At 39.9% G+C, this 18,349-nt stretch carries 18 protein-coding genes; 9 read left to right on the top strand and 9 right to left on the bottom strand.

Going from position 1 to position 18,349, the window contains the following annotated elements:
• Positions 1–64: 64 nt before the first annotated feature.
• From I8T81_RS00525 to pncB, 6 genes are all read right to left on the bottom strand, one after another.
• The gene (locus I8T81_RS00525) at positions 65–1,261 is read right to left on the bottom strand and encodes an alpha/beta fold hydrolase (RefSeq protein ID WP_198071895.1); all 1,197 of its coding nucleotides are present in this window, start codon (positions 1,259–1,261) and stop codon (positions 65–67) included.
• Between the two features lie 39 nt (positions 1,262–1,300).
• Entirely contained in the window at positions 1,301–1,720 is a 420-nt protein-coding gene (locus I8T81_RS00520; RefSeq protein WP_068934998.1) for a hypothetical protein, read from the bottom strand.
• Between the two features lie 130 nt (positions 1,721–1,850).
• Complete coding sequence (locus I8T81_RS00515) at positions 1,851–3,071, bottom strand: acetamidase/formamidase family protein (RefSeq protein WP_198071894.1); 1,221 nt, start codon at positions 3,069–3,071, stop codon at positions 1,851–1,853.
• A 410-nt stretch (positions 3,072–3,481) separates the two neighbouring features.
• The gene (gene asd / locus I8T81_RS00510; protein WP_198071893.1) at positions 3,482–4,333 is read right to left on the bottom strand and encodes an archaetidylserine decarboxylase; all 852 of its coding nucleotides are present in this window, start codon (positions 4,331–4,333) and stop codon (positions 3,482–3,484) included.
• The gene (locus I8T81_RS00505; RefSeq protein WP_049065132.1) at positions 4,330–5,178 is read right to left on the bottom strand and encodes a sulfurtransferase; all 849 of its coding nucleotides are present in this window, start codon (positions 5,176–5,178) and stop codon (positions 4,330–4,332) included. Before I8T81_RS00505 ends, asd begins: the two co-directional genes overlap by 4 nt.
• Positions 5,179–5,328: 150 nt before the next feature.
• Positions 5,329–6,543, bottom strand: coding sequence for a nicotinate phosphoribosyltransferase (gene pncB / locus I8T81_RS00500; protein WP_191103242.1), 1,215 nt, complete (start codon positions 6,541–6,543; stop codon positions 5,329–5,331).
• A 168-nt stretch (positions 6,544–6,711) separates the two neighbouring features.
• Here pncB and dtd point away from each other — a divergent pair, with 168 nt between their 5' ends.
• Positions 6,712–7,155, top strand: a complete 444-nt coding sequence (dtd, locus tag I8T81_RS00495) for a D-aminoacyl-tRNA deacylase (RefSeq protein ID WP_198071892.1) — start codon at positions 6,712–6,714, stop codon at positions 7,153–7,155.
• Between the two features lie 40 nt (positions 7,156–7,195).
• On the opposite strand, the gene I8T81_RS00490 is transcribed toward dtd, so the two are convergent.
• The 3 genes from I8T81_RS00490 to serB all read right to left on the bottom strand — a co-directional run bounded on the left by I8T81_RS00490 (position 7,196) and on the right by serB (position 9,897).
• Positions 7,196–7,675 (bottom strand): hypothetical protein, encoded by a 480-nt coding sequence (locus I8T81_RS00490; RefSeq protein ID WP_019458571.1) that lies wholly within the window; start codon positions 7,673–7,675, stop codon positions 7,196–7,198.
• 253 nt (positions 7,676–7,928) lie between these two features.
• On the bottom strand, positions 7,929–8,264 hold the full coding sequence (gene aciT / locus I8T81_RS00485) for a ciprofloxacin tolerance protein AciT (protein WP_004704819.1): 336 nt from the start codon (positions 8,262–8,264) through the stop codon (positions 7,929–7,931).
• A 409-nt stretch (positions 8,265–8,673) separates the two neighbouring features.
• Complete coding sequence (serB, locus tag I8T81_RS00480; protein WP_004704817.1) at positions 8,674–9,897, bottom strand: phosphoserine phosphatase SerB; 1,224 nt, start codon at positions 9,895–9,897, stop codon at positions 8,674–8,676.
• A gap of 59 nt (positions 9,898–9,956) precedes the next feature.
• On the opposite strand from serB, the gene I8T81_RS00475 reads away from it, so the two are divergent.
• The 8 genes from I8T81_RS00475 to glmS all read left to right on the top strand — a co-directional run bounded on the left by I8T81_RS00475 (position 9,957) and on the right by glmS (position 18,231).
• Positions 9,957–11,264, top strand: a complete 1,308-nt coding sequence (locus I8T81_RS00475; protein WP_198071891.1) for a hypothetical protein — start codon at positions 9,957–9,959, stop codon at positions 11,262–11,264.
• A 238-nt stretch (positions 11,265–11,502) separates the two neighbouring features.
• Positions 11,503–12,624 carry a bifunctional 3,4-dihydroxy-2-butanone-4-phosphate synthase/GTP cyclohydrolase II gene (ribBA, locus tag I8T81_RS00470; protein ID WP_077165322.1) on the top strand — a complete coding sequence of 374 codons (1,122 nt, stop codon included), beginning with the start codon at positions 11,503–11,505 and terminating at the stop codon, positions 12,622–12,624.
• An 11-nt stretch (positions 12,625–12,635) separates the two neighbouring features.
• The gene (gene ribH, locus I8T81_RS00465) at positions 12,636–13,106 is read left to right on the top strand and encodes a 6,7-dimethyl-8-ribityllumazine synthase (RefSeq protein WP_001007829.1); all 471 of its coding nucleotides are present in this window, start codon (positions 12,636–12,638) and stop codon (positions 13,104–13,106) included.
• 3 nt (positions 13,107–13,109) lie between these two features.
• The gene (gene nusB, locus I8T81_RS00460) at positions 13,110–13,559 is read left to right on the top strand and encodes a transcription antitermination factor NusB (protein ID WP_004704812.1); all 450 of its coding nucleotides are present in this window, start codon (positions 13,110–13,112) and stop codon (positions 13,557–13,559) included.
• A 19-nt stretch (positions 13,560–13,578) separates the two neighbouring features.
• Positions 13,579–14,496, top strand: a complete 918-nt coding sequence (gene thiL / locus I8T81_RS00455; protein ID WP_198071890.1) for a thiamine-phosphate kinase — start codon at positions 13,579–13,581, stop codon at positions 14,494–14,496.
• The gene (locus tag I8T81_RS00450; RefSeq protein ID WP_000380679.1) at positions 14,474–15,007 is read left to right on the top strand and encodes a phosphatidylglycerophosphatase A family protein; all 534 of its coding nucleotides are present in this window, start codon (positions 14,474–14,476) and stop codon (positions 15,005–15,007) included. Before thiL ends, I8T81_RS00450 begins: the two co-directional genes overlap by 23 nt.
• Before the next feature lie 8 nt (positions 15,008–15,015).
• The gene (gene glmU / locus I8T81_RS00445; protein WP_086497496.1) at positions 15,016–16,380 is read left to right on the top strand and encodes a bifunctional UDP-N-acetylglucosamine diphosphorylase/glucosamine-1-phosphate N-acetyltransferase GlmU; all 1,365 of its coding nucleotides are present in this window, start codon (positions 15,016–15,018) and stop codon (positions 16,378–16,380) included.
• Positions 16,381–16,392: 12 nt separating this feature from the next.
• The gene (glmS, locus tag I8T81_RS00440) at positions 16,393–18,231 is read left to right on the top strand and encodes a glutamine--fructose-6-phosphate transaminase (isomerizing) (RefSeq protein WP_198071889.1); all 1,839 of its coding nucleotides are present in this window, start codon (positions 16,393–16,395) and stop codon (positions 18,229–18,231) included.
• The last annotated feature ends 118 nt before the right edge of the window (positions 18,232–18,349 follow it).

Genomic DNA, 18,349 nt, shown 5'->3' with positions numbered 1-18,349 from the left:
TTACCCCTCACATATAAAAAGCCGACTCATGAAAGTCGGCTTTTTTGTGAAAATCACACTCTGTCTATTTAGAAGTCGAGCAATACGACTTGATCTGATTTTTCTCTATAACGTTTAAGAAGTTGGTAGCGAAAGTATTACTTTGACGCAGTGCATCTCGATGATCTCCACCATCAATCGTTTGATAAATCGTTGGTTTTTTTAATTTACATAACTGTTGGTAATAAGCATATGTTCCTCTCGGGTCAACTAAATGGTCTTTAGAACCCTGCACGATCATTAACGGTACAGTCGGCACCATATTTTCAATGGACTGCTGTTTTAGATAAGCCAAAAGAGGTTTTAAGTCTGCATCAGCTTTAAATATGCTCGAAGGAGATTTCTTCAAATCAGATTGAAGTTCAGATAAACAGCGGCTACGTCCTTGAGTCAGCACAGCGTTCATTTCAGGACTGACTAAGTTTTCAGGAACAATGCTTGGTTCAGCTGCTTGTGCGCCTAATAATACAATCGGGAAAAAAGCAGCCACACTAGGTTCTGGGTTCGGATTAGTTTTCACATATTCTGCAATACCTTCATATTGATAACCGCCTGGCGCAAGCGCAAGCGCTCCTTTTAAATCCAGTTCAGGCGCATCTTTTTGGCCATAAGCAGATACTGCAATTGCCGCAGCCCCACCTTGGCTATGTCCCATGACTAACCACTGTTTATTGAAATCTTTTGGCTTCAGCACATGTAATGCTCGTACGGCATCGACCACCGTATGCAGTTGGCTTTTTGCATTCATATAAGGATGTCCACCCGGTGTACCTAAACCCTGATAATCAGGTGCAACAACTGCGTAGCCTCGTGCAAGCCAACTATCTAAAGCTTTAGAAGCAACTTCTTGATATGAATGAACTGGGCCACCTACATAGTCACCCGAAGGTGCGCAGGTGTCAGCAACTCCTGTCGTACCATGTGCCCAAGCAAGTATAGGCCAGCCATTTTTAGGTGGTGTTCCTTTCGGTAGTAAAATAAATGCTGAGGTAACGATAGGTTCACCGTTCACACCTCGACTACGATAATTTATTAACAAACGCTGATCGGCGTGAGGAAATAAATTCGTTACATCTTGCTGTGCTATAGACAGTATTGAACCTGGTTTATCGTTCACAATTTGCTTGTTCAAATCTGTAATTGACGCAGCCATAGCAGAGCCAGACACTAAACAAGCACTACTAAATAAAATTTTAAAAAACGAATTACTTTTTTTAATCAAGGGATTACTCCTCTACTTTCTAATCAATTCAAGTTGAACTTATAAAAAATATGCCCCTATTGCATATAACGAACCCAACAAGAGGCAAATGAAAGAACTTATATACCAAAATAGATCACTATTCCCACTAAATCTAGCCTTTAACCACGGAAATGCCAAACCACGCAAAATAAATATAATCGCAACGAGAGAAATAATAATTTTTTCAAACGGCAAACTGATAAAGCCACTTGCTGCACAAAAAGCATAAAAAGAAAAAATACAAAGAATAAAACCAACCGAAATTGCCATAAAATTCGGATACCAATCACCTCTTTCAACCATCTGGACAATACTTTTTCCAGCCCCTAAAAACCGAAAACCATTTGCTCCCCAGAACACACAAATAAAATGAAGTAATGCAGCACAGAATGTTAATATCGCAGCAAGATATAGTGAGACGTTCGGAAGTAAGTTCATTAGATTTTATAGTAATAAATATATGTGAGACTTATTATACTCAACTATAAAATATATAAAACTTATTAAAAGTTAAAATGAGATTTAGCTTGATATTTAAAATATTAAATACCAAGCACAGATCATATAATTATTTGCTCTCAAACTCTTTAAAATCAGCTTTTCTGATTTTTGCGTGAATACCTTTAGTTTTATCTACAACTTGTGAAACTTCAAAATCTGTTGCAGCACTTAAATACGCATATGCCGTCGCTTCATCAATACCATATTCTTGGTTTAAGAAACGGATGGCTTCACGTGTAGATTTCCTCATCGCCTCATCTAGATCTTCGTCAAGTCCCGGCGTAATCCAAAACTCAGCATTTTCAGCTAAAGGTTGTTTTAGCTCTTTGCCCGGTATTTTGTCTTTACCAGCTTTAAGCAAGGTAAATTTTAGTGTTGCACGTGCTGAAGCTTCGAGTGCAGTTAATGCGACTTCACCATCCCCTTGTGCGAAATGGCTATCACCCGTATAGAATAATGCGCCTTTGACTTGAACAGGATAATAGGCTGTTGAACCTGCACCTAGTTCATTAATATCAATATTTCCGCCATACATTGCAGGTGGTACAGAGTGAACAGGTTCAGACGTATTGGCTGCTACCCCCATAATTCCCATAAAAGGATACAGCGGGAAACGTATTGATTTACCCGATTCTGTTTTTAATACACCTTCGTACTCACCTTTAGCATTTTTTTCAATTGGAGTGAAAATCGATACATTTCCATAACGTTCAGGATGTTCAGCCGATGCATTTTCTTGCTTTGCTTTCTTAGGAAACTCACCCACTAAAGCACCTTTACCATGTCTATTTGAAATAACACCGTAAGGTACACGCGGCTCAACTTTAAGTACTTCAACTTTTAAAATATCGCCGGGGTGTGCGCCTTCAATTGCAACAGGACCTGTCACAATATGTGGCCCATCTTTATGAAAATCATGCTTTAAATTTGACTGCGTAATTGTTTTTGCTTCTTCCAATATTTCATTAGATTTTACACCTTTCGATTTAAAGAACTTTTCAGCATTACGCCCTTGGTCTTCAAGCAAACCTTCATGAGAAACCGTATCAAACGTCACAACACTACCCGACGGAACAGTAAGCACAGGTTTAGCATCTCGATTTGGTAAATATCCCCATGTAATCGTATTTAAAGTAGAAGGAACATAATAATTACCTTTATATTCTCCAGTTTGAATTTGAGTAGGCTGTTTTGAAATTTGATTTAAAACTTTAAAATCATCTGCATGAGTGAGTGAAATGCAAAGTACAGATAAAACCGAAGCTGTCAGCTGTTTAACATTTAACATGATTTCAGAACCTAAATATATGAAAGTTAGAGTAAAGTCCTGAATAGTTAGCAAACATTATGCCAAAGCTAATTTTTTATAATATGTAAAAGGAATTTAATGTTTATAAAAAAATAAATAATTTTTTAGATTTAAACACTTATCTTCAAATAAAATTAAAAGTACGACTTAAGTCTAAATCAAATATCTATTTTCACTTCTATTTACTAACGTTAAATATTATTGATCATTTCAATCATATATAAATATGTCTAGTGCATATAATGTCCTAATTTAGACCACTTAATAATATTATTTTAAAATAATATAAACAAGAACATAATAATATATTATATTTTTACATCACTTAAATTTAAAAACCCTGAATAACTTTATTCAGGGTTCATATTTTATATAAGTTATATAGCTTATTAAACTGTATGACCCATGCGTTCGCCCATCACAACAACAGACTCAGCTTTAAAACGCTTTTCCCACTCGACCTTATCTTTTTCAAGTAAGATAACCGCAGTAGAACCTAAATAAAAACGGCCAAGCTCAGCACCTTTTTCTAGCTTTAACTGATGATGTTGTAATTCGATACGACCTGAAGGCTTTACCTTGCCTGTTGCTACAGTTTCAATACCAGCAACAATCATAGCGCCGACTAAAACAACAGCCATACGTCCAAGTTCAGTATCAAACAAACACACCATGCGTTCATTACGGGCAAATAATCCCGGTACATTTTCAGCGGTCACCTGATTTACTGAAAATAGCTCACCCGGTACATACAACGTTTCAGTTAATGTACCTGCAAATGGCATATGAACACGGTGATAGTCGCGTGGCGAGAGGTAAACTGTTGCAAACTCACCTTCTTGGAAAGGTTGAGCAAGTTGTGGGTCGCCAATGAGTTTCTCTACAGAGAAGCTTTGGCCTTTTGCCTGAAAAACTTCGCCAGCAGTAATTTTACCAATTTGTGAAATAGCGCCATCTGCTGGTGAAACAATGCTATCTGCATTTTCGTCGATCAAACGTACGCCATCTTTTAAAGCGCGGGTAAAAAAGTCATTAAAAGATTTATATTTCAGTGCATTGCCTTGTTCAGCAATCGATAAATCAATCCCATACTTAGTTTTAAATGCTTGAATAACAGCAGTTTTTATAACTGGATTTTCACTCGCAGCAACTTTACCCACTACACGGCTCAATTGATGTTGAGGAACAAGATTTTGTGCCTTAATAAATAATTCTTTTTTTAATCGAGATGTGAAACTCACGACGGTGATTCTCCAGTAATAATAGGACTATCGAGGCGATTGCCCCATTCACTCCACGCACCATCATAGGCTTTTGCTTCCCAACCCAAAAGTCTAGCCAAAATGTAGGCCAGACCGGAACGGTGATGTGACTGGCAGTACACGACTACAGGTTGCTGTAAATCGAACCCAAGTTGTTCAAGGCGCTGCCGCGTGCGTTCAAGCGGATGCAATTTTAGATGATTTTGACGATTAAGTGCAGTACTCCACTCAAAATGAAGGGCATTTGGAATGTGACCACCGCGTCGCGCTGCTAAGCGGATACCACTATATTCATCAATTGTTCTACAGTCCCATAACTGAATACTTTCTTGCTCGACTTGCTTTCTTAGTTCCTCATAGTTCACTCGGTACTGAGCAGCATGCGATAAATCAATTTGAATTAAATCGGCAACAGGAGAAACTTTTTCGACTTCTGCCGTTGTGGGTAAGCCTGCTCCTAACCATGCATGAATACCACCATTAATTAAACTGGTACGCGTAAATCCTAAGCAATGTAAATTCCAGATTAAACGCCCAGCCCATGCCCCGCCTTCATCGTCATAGACCACAACGTGATGATTTGGTGAAATATTCAATTTTTCAATCAACGCTTGTAAGCCAGATTCATCAGGCAAGATGCCAGTGGCTTCTTCATGTTGAGCCACCAACCATTTAGGCTGTAAATGAATTGCATGTGGAATATGAAGTTGCTCATAAACAGATGCACGGCTCAAATCCACGATACGGATATATTCATTGCCTAAATAAGGCACTAGCTCTTCGGCTTCTATGAGTAAATCAAGTTTAAAATCAGGAGGGGTCATCGTCATGGTTACTTTTTATACCAGCTTAATTTCATCTTAGCATAAGCTTATATCTATCAAACTCTGATTTTCTGCTACCGTTTAGCAAAAAATCAGATATAAACATTCTTAAGCAACGAGTCTTTGCCAAGTCGTCAAACGACATTGTCATTAAACAGCTTCATCAAGCTCTTCAATTTGGAAAACCTGACGCAAATAGGCCAAGAACGTATCGTTGTCGGTCATGGTCTTTCCTGGGCTATCCGAAATTTTGGCAACCGACTGACCATTACACTCAACCAGTTTCAACACAATATTGAGCGCTGTTTGCCCCATATCGTTGGTCAAATTGGTTCCAATACCGAAACTTACCTGAAAACGATCTTTAAAGTATTGGTGAAGCTCCCATGCCTTTGGCAAATTGAGTCCATCACTAAAGGTGAGCATTTTGGTTTTAGTATCAATTTTTAACTTACGATAATGCGCGTAGGCTTTATCGCCCCACTCATATGGGTCACCACTGTCATGACGTAAGCCATCAAACAGTTTAGCAAAATACAAGTCAAAATCTCTTAGGAAAGCATCCATTCCAACAACATCAGTCAAAGCAATTCCTAAGTCTCCACGGTACTCTTGTACCCATGTTTCTAAAGCAGCTTTTTGAAAGTCACGTAAGCGCACATCAAGGGCCTGAAACGCTTGTAGGAATTCGTGCGCCATAGTTCCAATTGGCGTGATATTTAATTCTTTAGCAAGCAAGACATTACTTGTACCGCGGAACACATGTGGGACAGTTTTATGAAATGCAGCCACCACATGTTTTTGCCATTCAAAGCTATAGCGACGGCGTGTACCAAAGTCGGAAACTAAAAATGGAGGATCATTCGGCTGTTGAGATTTTTCGTATTGCTGAATTAATTCGAGTTTTGCTTTTAAACGGCGTTCGCCCTCGGCCCAAACTTCATCTGTTCGAATGCGGCTAAAATATAACTCGTTTACAATCGCCAGCACAAAAATCTCGAACATCATGGCCTGAACCATCGGCCCCTCAATACGAATATCTAGACGGCCTTCAGCATCTATACTGGCTTCAATAAAACGACGTTTGAGTTGGAATAATTCTAAATAATCGACAAAATCACTTTTAATAAAACGCAATTTTCTTAAGTATTGCAATTCATCTTCTTTATATTTGAGATTACATAAATGGTCGAGTTGCTCATTTAAGTCATCCAAAATATCCACTAATGGATAAACCGTATCTTCTAAGTTTCTGCAACGAAAATGATAGACGCTATGAGTTTGCGGAAATTTGTGCAAAACCACTTGTAGCATCGTAAATTTGTACAAGTCTGTATCAAGTAAAGAATGGATAATTGGAGACATAGTCAATGATTATTCGCTTGCTTCTTTGCATTAAAGCATATTTTTATAGATGAATTATGGGCTTTTATACCATTGTTGCAACTCCATGAAATTTCCTTTTAAAAATCATTTAAATTAATTTCTGCTAAACTGCATCAATTCAAACAATTGCAGAAACCCTCTCTAACAATGCGCGCTTTAATACAACGAGTTCTTGAAGCTAAAGTGGTCGTAGACGGTGAAACGACCGGCGAAATCCAGCATGGCTTATTGGTTTTTTTAGGAATAGGCCGAGATGATACCTTCGCCATGGGTCAAAAGCTTATCGATAAAATTTTGAAATATCGTATTTTTGATGATGAACAAGGCAAAATGGGCTGGAACGTCTCTCAGGCAAATGGTGGGATTCTGCTTGTTTCCCAATTCACCCTGATGGCCCAAACCCAAAAAGGTTTACGTCCCGACTTTGGTCCAGCTATGCCACCGAGCGATGCAAAAGCACTCTATGAACAGTTGGTTGAATATACCCGTTCACAATTTGAAAAAGTTCAAACAGGCATTTTTGCAGCCGACATGAAAGTACATCTCATAAATGATGGGCCAGTCACTTTCAATCTAGAAGTTGAAGTATAAATATAAAAAAACTCCCGATTGGGAGTTTTTTTATTAGATCTTAACGACCAGTTTTTTCTTTAATAAAAGCACGTGCCTGACGTACTTTCTCTTTTACTGGTTTTGGTAATTTTGGTGGAATGAGTTTAGCTGCTTGGTTAAACCAAACAAGCAAGCTGAAATCGCCTTCCATTTTAATGCTACCATTTTGCATACCTGTCATAAATGCAGTTGGATCGCCTTTTAATAATGTTTTTACACCTTGTTCACTATCTGCAAATTGCAAAATAAAGTCAGCTTTTTCAGGTGAACCCGCGACTGTGTCGATGTGACCATGGTTAATAATAATTTGGCGAGCAACACCTAAGTCAGTACCAATTTGAATACGGAATGCACGGTCATGAACTAGTTCAATAAACTTAGGACTTGTACGTGCCAACTGTTTCATACGAAGTGCCAAACCTGCTACCAATAAATCTAACGGGTCTGTACTAACATCAACAAGTGGTAACTTAACTACAGGTATAGAAGAAAGTTTCATGAACATTCACGCCTATTGTATTTTTATGAAAATCTTGGGGCAAAACTCGACAAGGGCTTCCCTTTGACTGTTTTGTGCATCGACTGATGATATTCTAATTGGCAACGCAATCTATATATGAAACGTCAACAGACCACGCTATCGTAGCATAACTGGCTATTTTTTAATAAATGCTTTGTATAATAAAAATCATGTTTTCGTAAATAAAAAAGGCATGCTGTGCATACCTTTTTAGCGTTAGATAAGACTTTAATTATCGGCTAGAACATTGCTGTTGGTCATCTTCATATACTGGCGTATGTTCTATATATTGGCGATTTGCCAAAGCCTTTTGTGCCTGTTTATCCTCACGTAATAAAACAAATGTGACCATTACCATCGCTAGACTTAGTGCAGTTAAATAACTATATGTGACTGGCATTTCAAAAGTGACTTGAACTCCAAAACGGACCACTTCCAATAGCCCCCAAAAAAACATCCCTGCAAGCATAAAACCAAGCCAACGACGGTAAGGAGAAAAGAAAACAGCAACAAGCGCGACAGCAATTAAGCTGAATCCGGCGATAGCGGCAAAATTCGCTGTTACCATAGAAACCTCCGTCTTAATGAAAACGTCTAAAAACATTCGGTCTGATCTTCAGACCTCATTCCAAAAACAACTTTAATTCATGATTTGTGTTGAAGCTTAGAAAGCATTATGGATGTTTTTTTTTAGAAAAAAAGACCTGTTATTTGTCGATGCGACACACTTTGTCGCAACATTCTTTTGTCATTACATTTTTCTAAATTTCAAAAAGTTCTACGTCCTATATGGCATCAATTCTGGCGTGTCATTACAAAAAACTATGCTGTTTTTTTGCCTGAAAATAAGTTTTTTTCAGTTTTTTTTATTGCCTTTTTTCTGTGCATAATTTTGTCATAACTTGCTTGTTTTTATGACTATTCTGCATAAAAAAAGCGCTACTCTTGAGCAGCGCTTAATGATTGTTCAGAATTATTTAAGCACGGTTCAAATCTTTGTCATGCATACCGAGTAAATACAGTACACCATCTAAACCAACGCTTGAAATCGCCTGATTCGCATTTTGGCGAACAAGCGGTTTAGCACGATACGCTACGCCAAGTCCGGCAATCGCAAGCATTGGTAAATCATTTGCGCCATCACCGACAGCCATTGCCTGCTCTAATGAAATATCAAGTTTGTTGGCAAGCTCACGTAATAATTCAGCTTTACGTGCGCCATCAACAATTACACCTTTTACTTCACCAGTTACAACGCCATCTTGTACGTCTAAAACGTTGGCATGAACTTCATCAATACCTAATTTACCTTGTAGATATTCAGCAAAGTATTGGAAACCGCCAGATAAAATAGCCGTTTTATATCCAAGTGCTTTTAACGTTGAAATAAGGCGTTCTGCACCTTCGGTAATGGTTAAACGCTCAGCAATTTTAGGTAAAACAGCAGCATCAAGCCCTTTTAATAATGCAACACGGGCGCGGAAGCTTTGCTGGAAATCAAGTTCGCCTTGCATTGCTCTTTCAGTAATTTCAGCAACTTGTGCGCCTACCCCTGCTTCAATCGCTAATTCATCAATCACTTCTTGCTCAATTAAGGTTGAGTCCATATCGAAGCACACTAAACGACGGTTACGTCGATAAGCGTTGTCTTCTTGAACAGCAACATCAATATTTAATTCGCTGGAAAGAAGTAAACATGCAGCACGCATTGCTTGTGCATCTAAAGTTGGACCACTGCTTAAACCGAACTGTACACAAGCGCGACGAGGCAATGTACTGTCCTTTTCAATGTCTACACGACCTGATAAACGAGTTACAGTTTCGATGTTAAAGCCTTGGCTAGACACAATTTGTGTAACGGCTTGTAAGTGTGCAGCAGTAAGCTCTGGTGCCAAAGCCGTGACGATATAACGGGTTCGCCCACCTTCACTTACCCATTGATCGTATTCTGCGCCCGAGATTGGTTTAAAGCGCACTGTTAAGCCAATATCATGTGCTAAAATCAAAATCTCTTTCATTGCCAACGCTGTCGCAGTTTCATTATCTGAAGCGACCACGATGCCCAATGTCAGTTGATTATGAATAACGGCCTGACCTACATCCAGTATTTGCAATGAATGTACGGATAGTACTTGCATTAATCGGGTAAACTGGTTTGGTTGGTCCGGTCCTAAAAAGGATATAAGAATGATTTCTCGCATGAATTGACTCTAGTCTGAGTGACAACTATTGTAAGAATCATAATCGAATTTCAATATAATTGCCTTGGAAGTTTAACTTGATTGCGCCTAGACAAGGGCTATTTGCTAGCCTACTGATCATTAGTTTTGCATTGCATACCTTTTTATTGGTGATTGCAACGACACACCAGCTCAATGAAAACCGTGCGAGCCAAGGTCAGCTCATGACCAGCCAACTCGTAGCAGACAGCTTATCTGAGCTTGAACCTGCCAATACGGTATCTTTGGCTCTTATTGCCAATCGCTATGCGACCAATCCAAGTGTGGCATCAATTCGCATTCTTGATGCCAATAAACAAGTCCTAGCGACAAGCGGCATGTCAAAAACTCGCGAAGGCGAAGTTTTTGTTCGTGATGCTCTTCAAAACGAGAAGAAAGTCGGTTCTATTGAAATTACGCTTATTCAACCAAGTATTGGCGAAATCCTTCGTACCCAATGGCTTGCGATTTTAGCTTCGTTATTCTTACATGTTTTATTATGGCTTGCTTATCGTGCCATCGCTCGTCCAACCCGTAGTGAATACCTAGCACGTATTAACGAAGAAAATCGTTTAAAACATGAGATTCAAGAGTTAACACAAGCTCTCGCGCTTGAAAAACAAAATACAGTAACTTTGGTTGCGCAGGCTCAGCAACAAGCTAAAGCGAAACCACTTGTTCGCCCACAACCAGAAAAAAGCACAGAATCTACAAACCAAGACAGTTTGGCACTCAATATTCAGTTTTATGACCCTAAACAGTTATTAAGTAGTGTTAACCAGTCTGTTTCTATACCTTATTTTAAACTTTGCCAGCTCTTCTTAAATAAAAGTATCGAGCTATGCACAAAGCATTATCATTTAAAGACTACAGATATTGAGGTCGTAGATGAGTTTCATGCAGAAGGCGCAACACTCGCAATCTCAACTTCACATCAGCACGCTGTAGAATGTCTGCTTATGGTGGGAACAGTGTTCCAATTACTGTCAGACGTTTTATATAAACGTTACCGTGAAGATAAACGCTTTGCACTACAAACGCGTAGTGCTATGTGTCATGCCGTAGAAGCAATGCAAATTGATGCCAAAGAAGCAGCTCAGCGTTTAGCACAACATCTGCATGCTAAAGAGTCTGCGCTTTATCTAGATAATGATCAGCTTAAAGCAATTCAAGACAGTTATCAGCTTGTTGCAATGCCAAATCCGAGCAATATTATGACTCGTCATGCATTTATGATTAATGGTATGAATGCTGAATGTGCAGAGCTTGCCCAAAATATTCGAACTGAAATTTTGATGGGCAAAAAATCAATTCCACAAAATGATAGCCCGAGCAGTGCAGCATCTTAAAAGTCATTATGCGCATTCAAACCTAGCCTAAAGGCTAGGTTTTTTTATTTAAATTCATGGTATTTATAATCAAGAATTTTATTTTCTTATGCTTTATTGAGATAAGTAAATCCAGATCTATTATGTTGAGTTGTAAATTTGGATAAATCAGAATCATAGGCAAAATTCTTTAAACAGCGTAAACTATGCAAAATTTATTAAATAGAAATTGTCTTACGACAAAAAAAGGTGAAAGCGAATGCCGCTGAGTCGTGTTGAAGATCTTGTCGCCGATATTCGTGCAGGCAAAATGGTTATTTTGATGGATGACGAAGATCGCGAAAATGAAGGTGATCTTGTCATGGCAGCAACGCATGTGCGTCCTGAAGATATCAACTTCATGATTACCCATGCACGTGGTCTAGTTTGCCTAACGTTAAGCCGTGAGCGCTGTAAACAGTTAAATCTACCTTTGATGGTTGATCAAAACGGCGCTCAGCACAGCACAAACTTTACGTTATCAATCGAAGCTGCCGAAGGTATTACAACAGGTATTTCAGCAGCAGAGCGTGCGCATACAATTCAAACAGCTGTCGCAGCGCATGCAAAACCAAGCGATATCGTACAGCCGGGTCATATTTTCCCACTCATGGCTCAACCAGGTGGTGTTTTACACCGTGCAGGTCATACCGAAGCAGGCTGTGATTTAACACGTTTAGCGGGCTTTGAACCAGCTTCAGTCATTTGTGAAATCATCAATGAAGATGGCACAATGGCACGTCGTGCAGATTTAGAAATTTTTGCTGAGAAGCATGGTCTAAAAATTGGTACAATTGCCGACCTAATTCACTACCGTATGACCAATGAGCAAACGGTTGAACGTTTGGATCAAAAAACCATTCAAACGGAATATGGTTCATTTGAACTTTACCGTTATCGTGAGATTGGTAATCCGGACATTCATTTGGCTTTGGTTAAAGGCGAGCCAAATGAAGGTGTTACAACAGTACGTGTTCATGGTTTCAGTCCAATTCGCGATTTGCTTAAGCTCAATAAAGCTGATGGTGAACCTGCGTGGAATCTAGACCGTGCACTACAGACAATTGCAGCGAGTGATCGCGGTGTTTTAGTATGGATCGGCCAAGATCATTTGCAAGACTTGGGACCAGCGTTGGATGATTTAAATAAGCCAAAACCGGTGAAATCCAATGCAGCACTTTCACATCAATATCAAACGATTGGTGTCGGTGCTCAAATTTTGCGTGATTTAGGTGTTGAAAAAATGAAGCTTCTTAGCTCACCATTACGTTTCAATGCTTTATCTGGCTTTAATTTAGAAGTAGTGGAATATATCACTGCTGATCAAATCACAACGAAATAATCGAGGTTGCTATGGCAATTCGCCGTATTGAAGGTTTATTACATCTCGCAAGCGAAGGTCGTTATGCGATTTTAGTGGGTCGTTTTAACAGCTTTGTTGTTGAACACTTATTAGAAGGCGCGATCGACACATTAAAACGTCATGGCGTAAATGAAGATAACATTACTGTTATTCACGCTCCTGGCGCATGGGAACTCCCGATCGTTGCTAAAAAATTAGCTACATCAAACCAGTTTGATGCGATTATTGCACTTGGTGCAGTAATTCGTGGCAGCACACCACACTTTGACTTTGTTGCTGGTGAATGTGCGAAAGGTTTAGGTGTAGTTGCGTTAGAAAGCAGCTTGCCTGTTATCAATGGTGTATTAACTACTGACAGCATCGAGCAAGCAATCGAACGCTCAGGTACAAAAGCAGGAAACAAAGGTAGCGAAGCTGCTTTAACTGCAATTGAAATGGTTAATTTATTAAAGGCAATTTAAAGCATGTCTCAAACACTGCAAGCCGCTTATGCAGCAAAACGCAAAGCACGTCGTTTTGCTGTACAAGGTATTTATGAGTGGCAAATGAGTCACAACCCTGTACATGAAATTGAAGCGCGTACACGTGCGGAAAATGCAATGCACAAGGTCGACTTAGGCTATTATCACGAACTACTGACTCAAGTCATTGCTCAACGTGAAGAACTTGATGCATTACTTATTCCGGTACTTGACCGGGAACTTAGTGCACTTGATGGCGTGGAACTTGCGACTTTACGTTTAGGTGCTTACGAGTTACGTGATCATTTAGAAATTCCATACCGTGTGGTACTTGATGAAGCAATCGAGCTCGCTAAGCATTTTGGCGGAGCAGACAGTCATAAGTACATCAATGGTGTATTAGACCGTCTGAGTTCGACACTGCGTAGCGCAGAAAAACAGCAAGCAGATTAATTAATAGGCTTGATGTTCTATGGCTGAGTTTTCAATTATTGACCAATATTTTAATCGACAATCAAATTCAGATGTCGCACTTGGTATCGGTGATGACTCAGCCTTAATTACTCCCCCTCCAAATCAACAATTAGTGATCTGTGCAGATACACTGGTTGCTGGCCGTCATTTCCCTCTAGACACCTCCCCTCATGCTATCGGTTGGAAAAGCGTTGCTGTAAATCTTTCAGATATTGCTGCAATGGGTGCTAAACCCCATAGTATTTTGCTTGCAATCAGCTTACCTCAAGTTGACCATGAGTGGCTTGAAGGTTTTAGTCAGGGAATCTACGATTGTTGTAATCAGTTCGGTGTTGCCTTAATTGGTGGAGATACCACCCAAGGACCTCATCTCACCATTACCGTTACCGCAATGGGCTGGATAGAAACCGGACAAGCCGTGTTACGTTCAGGCGCAAAAGTCGGTGATTATGTGTGTGTGAGTGGTCAGGTGGGCGATGCAGCCTACGGTCTTCAACACTTAGGACATCCGCTGCAACAAAGGCTCGACTATCCGACACCTCGTTGTCAGCTTGGGCAAGAGCTTAAAGGACTTGCCTCTAGCATGATTGATGTTTCAGATGGTTTAGCACAAGATTTAGGACATATTTTAAAAGCATCTAAGGTTGGAGCACGACTTGCCTTAGAAAAATTACCTGTTGACCCTGTATTACAACAATTAAAAGAACAACAACGTTGGCAATATGCACTTGCAGGTGGTGATGACTACGAATTATGTTTTACAATAACACCGCAAAATTATGGAAAACTTTTGCAAAAACAACTGGACGTTAAGATTACAATGATTGGACAGATCGTTGAACAAACAAAACTAACTTTTGAGCATTTGGGTTCAGATTACCCGCTGCAAATTCATGGATACCAACACTTTGCATAAACCGCCGATTCATTTTAAGAACATGTCTTGGTTCAACCGCTGCATCGTTTTCTGTGGGGTTGGTTTTGGATCTGGTCTCGCCCCTAAAGCACCGGGTACTTTTGGCTCTGCTTTTGCCTTACTTTTCATTCCTATTTGGCTATCTCTCGGATTTAACTTAAGTTTAATCGCTATTATCATCATGTCTTTGGTGGGTATTTATATTTGCGGTCAAACAGCAAAGGTTATAGACGTACACGATGATGGTCGAATTGTGTGGGACGAATTTGCAGGTCAATCTATTACTCTCCTGCCTTTAATATTTTTTAATATAATGTCGTTACAATGGGCACTAATTGGTTTTTGCTTATTCCGCCTGTTTGATGTTTGGAAACCTTGGCCAATCCGTGTGGCTGACCAGAAAGTTGCTGGCGGCTTCGGAATTATGCTGGACGACATCATTGCAGGGCTTTGGGCGGCACTATGTATCATCATATTTATTACTTTCTGGGGCGTAACGCCATTTAAGTAGGTTTACTCATGTCAACTACCGTCATTATCCTTGCTGCAGGCAAAGGAACGCGAATGCGTTCACAACTACCTAAAGTATTACAGCCTTTAGCTGGCCGCCCGCTACTAGGACATGTTATTAAGACAGCAAAACAACTATTAGCAGAAAATATCATTACCATTTATGGACACGGCGGCGATCACGTAAAGCAGACGTTTGCACAAGAAAACATTCAATGGGTTGAACAAGCAGAACAATTAGGTACAGGTCATGCGGTACAAATGACTTTACCGGTACTTCCTAAAGACGGTATTTCTTTAATTTTATACGGTGACGTTCCTTTAGTCCGTCAAACAACGCTAGAGCAACTTGTTGAAGCATCAAGTCAAACTGGTATTGGCATGATTACTTTACATGTCGAAAACCCAACAGGTTATGGCCGTATTGTTCGCCAAGACGGCAAAATTCAAGCGATTGTTGAACATAAAGATGCAACTGATGCTCAGCGCCAAATTCAAGAAATCAACACAGGTATTTACTGTGTAAGCAATGCAAAACTTCATGAATGGTTGCCTAAGCTTTCTAACGAAAACGCTCAAGGCGAATACTATTTAACTGACATCGTTGCGATGGCGGTTGCAGATGGTTTAGAAATTGCCTCTATTCAACCAGAACTTGCTTTTGAAGTTGAAGGGGTGAATGACCGCTTACAACTTGCGGCACTTGAACGCGATTTTCAGCAACAGCAAGCAAAAGAACTTATGCAACAAGGCGTAACTTTTGCCGACCCTGCCCGTTTTGATTTACGTGGTTCTGTGAAAGTTGGACACGATGTTCGTATTGACGTAAATGTCATTATTGAAGGTGACTGTGAACTCGGTGACTTTGTAGAAATCGGTGCTGGTTGTATTTTGAAAAATACAAAAATTGCAGCAGGAACCAAAGTTCAAGCTTATAGCGTTTTTGATGGTGCAATTGTGGGTGAAAACACTCAAATTGGTCCATTTGCACGCTTACGCCCGGGCGCTAAATTGGCGAACGAAGTACACATTGGTAACTTCGTTGAAGTCAAAAACACAACCATTGGTCTTGGTAGTAAAGCTAACCACTTCACCTACTTAGGTGATGCCGAGATCGGTGCTGACTCAAATATTGGGGCAGGTACAATTACCTGCAATTATGATGGTGCAAATAAACACAAAACCACTATTGGCGATGCAGTGTTTATCGGTTCTAATAGCTCGCTGGTTGCGCCTGTGACTATTGGAAATGGAGCAACAGTCGGTGCGGGTTCTGTGATTACGAAAGATGTAGCTGAACAAAGTCTCTCCTTTGAACGTGCTCAACAAATTTCTAAGGCAAATTATCAACGTCCCCAAAAGCGTGAAAAATAAGAGGATTGAATTATGTGTGGTATCGTCGGAGGCGTTGCAGAACGTTGTGTAACTGAGATTTTAATCGAAGGTTTAAAACGTCTTGAATATCGCGGTTATGATTCAGCAGGCGTTGCTGTACTGAATAATGAAGAAGTTTTACGTGAGCGTCGTGTAGGTAAGGTGATTAATCTTGCTGATGCAGTTGCTGATCAGCAGCTCACTGGGGTAGTTGGTATTGCTCATACACGTTGGGCAACACATGGTAAACCAACTGAAAATAATGCTCACCCGCACATGTCGGGTAAAGTGGCAGTCGTTCACAACGGTATTATCGAAAACTATCAAGAGCTTAAAGATGACCTTCAAGCTCTAGGATATGTATTTACTTCTCAAACAGATACAGAAGTTGTCGCTCACTTAGTTGCAGAAGCACTAAAAAGTACTGACAGCTTACTTGAAGCAGTACAATCTGTTGTTCCTCAGCTTAAAGGTGCATACGCACTGGGTATTATCCATAGCGATTACCCAGATGAGTTAATCACTGTACGCGAAGGTTCACCACTTGTGATTGGTGTAGGTATTGGTGAAAACTTTATTAGTTCAGACCAACTTGCGCTTTTACCTGTAACTAACCGTTTTATGTATTTAGAAGAAGGTGATATTGCTCGCCTGACTCGTACTTCAATTGAAGTATTTGCAAACGGTGAACTTGTTGAACGTCCAGTGAAAGAGCTTGACGCAACAGTAAGCAATGCTTCAAAAGGTGAATACAAGCACTACATGCTCAAAGAAATTTATGAGCAACCAGAAGCAATCAAACAAACGATTTCTCAAGCACTTGACGGCAACAGCTTACGCGAAGATTTCTTGCAAAATGCTGAAGCAGACTTTAGCAAAGTTCAAAGCGTACAAATTATTGCATGTGGTACAAGTTATCACTCAGGCATGATTGCGAAATATTGGTTTGAACAACTGATTGGTGTGCCTTGCCAAGTTGAAATCGCAAGCGAATTCCGCTATCGCACCCCTGTGATTGTTGAAAATACGCTTTATATCTGTATTTCTCAATCAGGTGAAACAGCCGATACTTTAGCTGCATTACGTGAAACTCAAAAGCGTGCAAAAGCAAACAAGCTCAGCATTCAGACTCTAACCATCTGTAACGTTGCTACGTCTTCAATGGTACGTGAAACTGATCACCACTTATTGACCCTTGCTGGGCCTGAAATTGGTGTTGCATCAACGAAAGCGTTCACGACTCAGCTTGCTGCGCTTATGCTCCTCGTCTTAAAAATTGGACAAGTAAAACAGCGTATTAGCAATGTCATGATTGAAGAAATTGCTCGTGAATTGTGGCACAGCCCGAAAGTCATTCTTGATACGCTTAAAAATAACGATGAAATTTTACGTTTATCAGAATTGTTCGTTGAAAAACAACACTGTTTATTCTTAGGCCGTGGCACACACTATCCAATCGCATTGGAAGGTGCATTAAAGCTTAAAGAAATTTCATATATTCACGCAGAAGGTTATGCGGCTGGTGAGTTAAAACACGGCCCATTGGCACTTGTTGATAACGAAATGCCAATCGTGATTCTTGCGCCAAACGACGAAATGCTTGATAAGCTTAAGTCGAATATGGAAGAAGTTCAGGCGCGTGGCGGTGAATTATTCGTTTTCGCTGATGAAAATAGCGGTGTAGTTGAAAAAGATCGTCAACACGTTGTACAAATTCCAGCAGTAAACGAATGGCTTGCTCCAATCATTTATAGCGTACCAGTTCAGTTATTGTCTTATCACGTTGCTGTATTACGTGGTACAGACGTTGACCAGCCACGTAACTTGGCTAAGTCAGTAACTGTAGAGTAATTCAAAAAAGATCATTATAAGGCATCACCTGCTTTAATAACTGATTGATTAAGCCCGATATGTAACGCATATCGGGCTTTTTTATTGCCGGATTCAAAGGATTCATATAAAACAAATA

Source organism: Acinetobacter seifertii, from assembly GCF_016064815.1.
Lineage (GTDB): Bacteria > Pseudomonadota > Gammaproteobacteria > Pseudomonadales > Moraxellaceae > Acinetobacter > Acinetobacter seifertii.
Note: the sequence above shows the minus strand (reverse complement) of the source record. Positions and strands in the feature narration are given on the sequence as shown.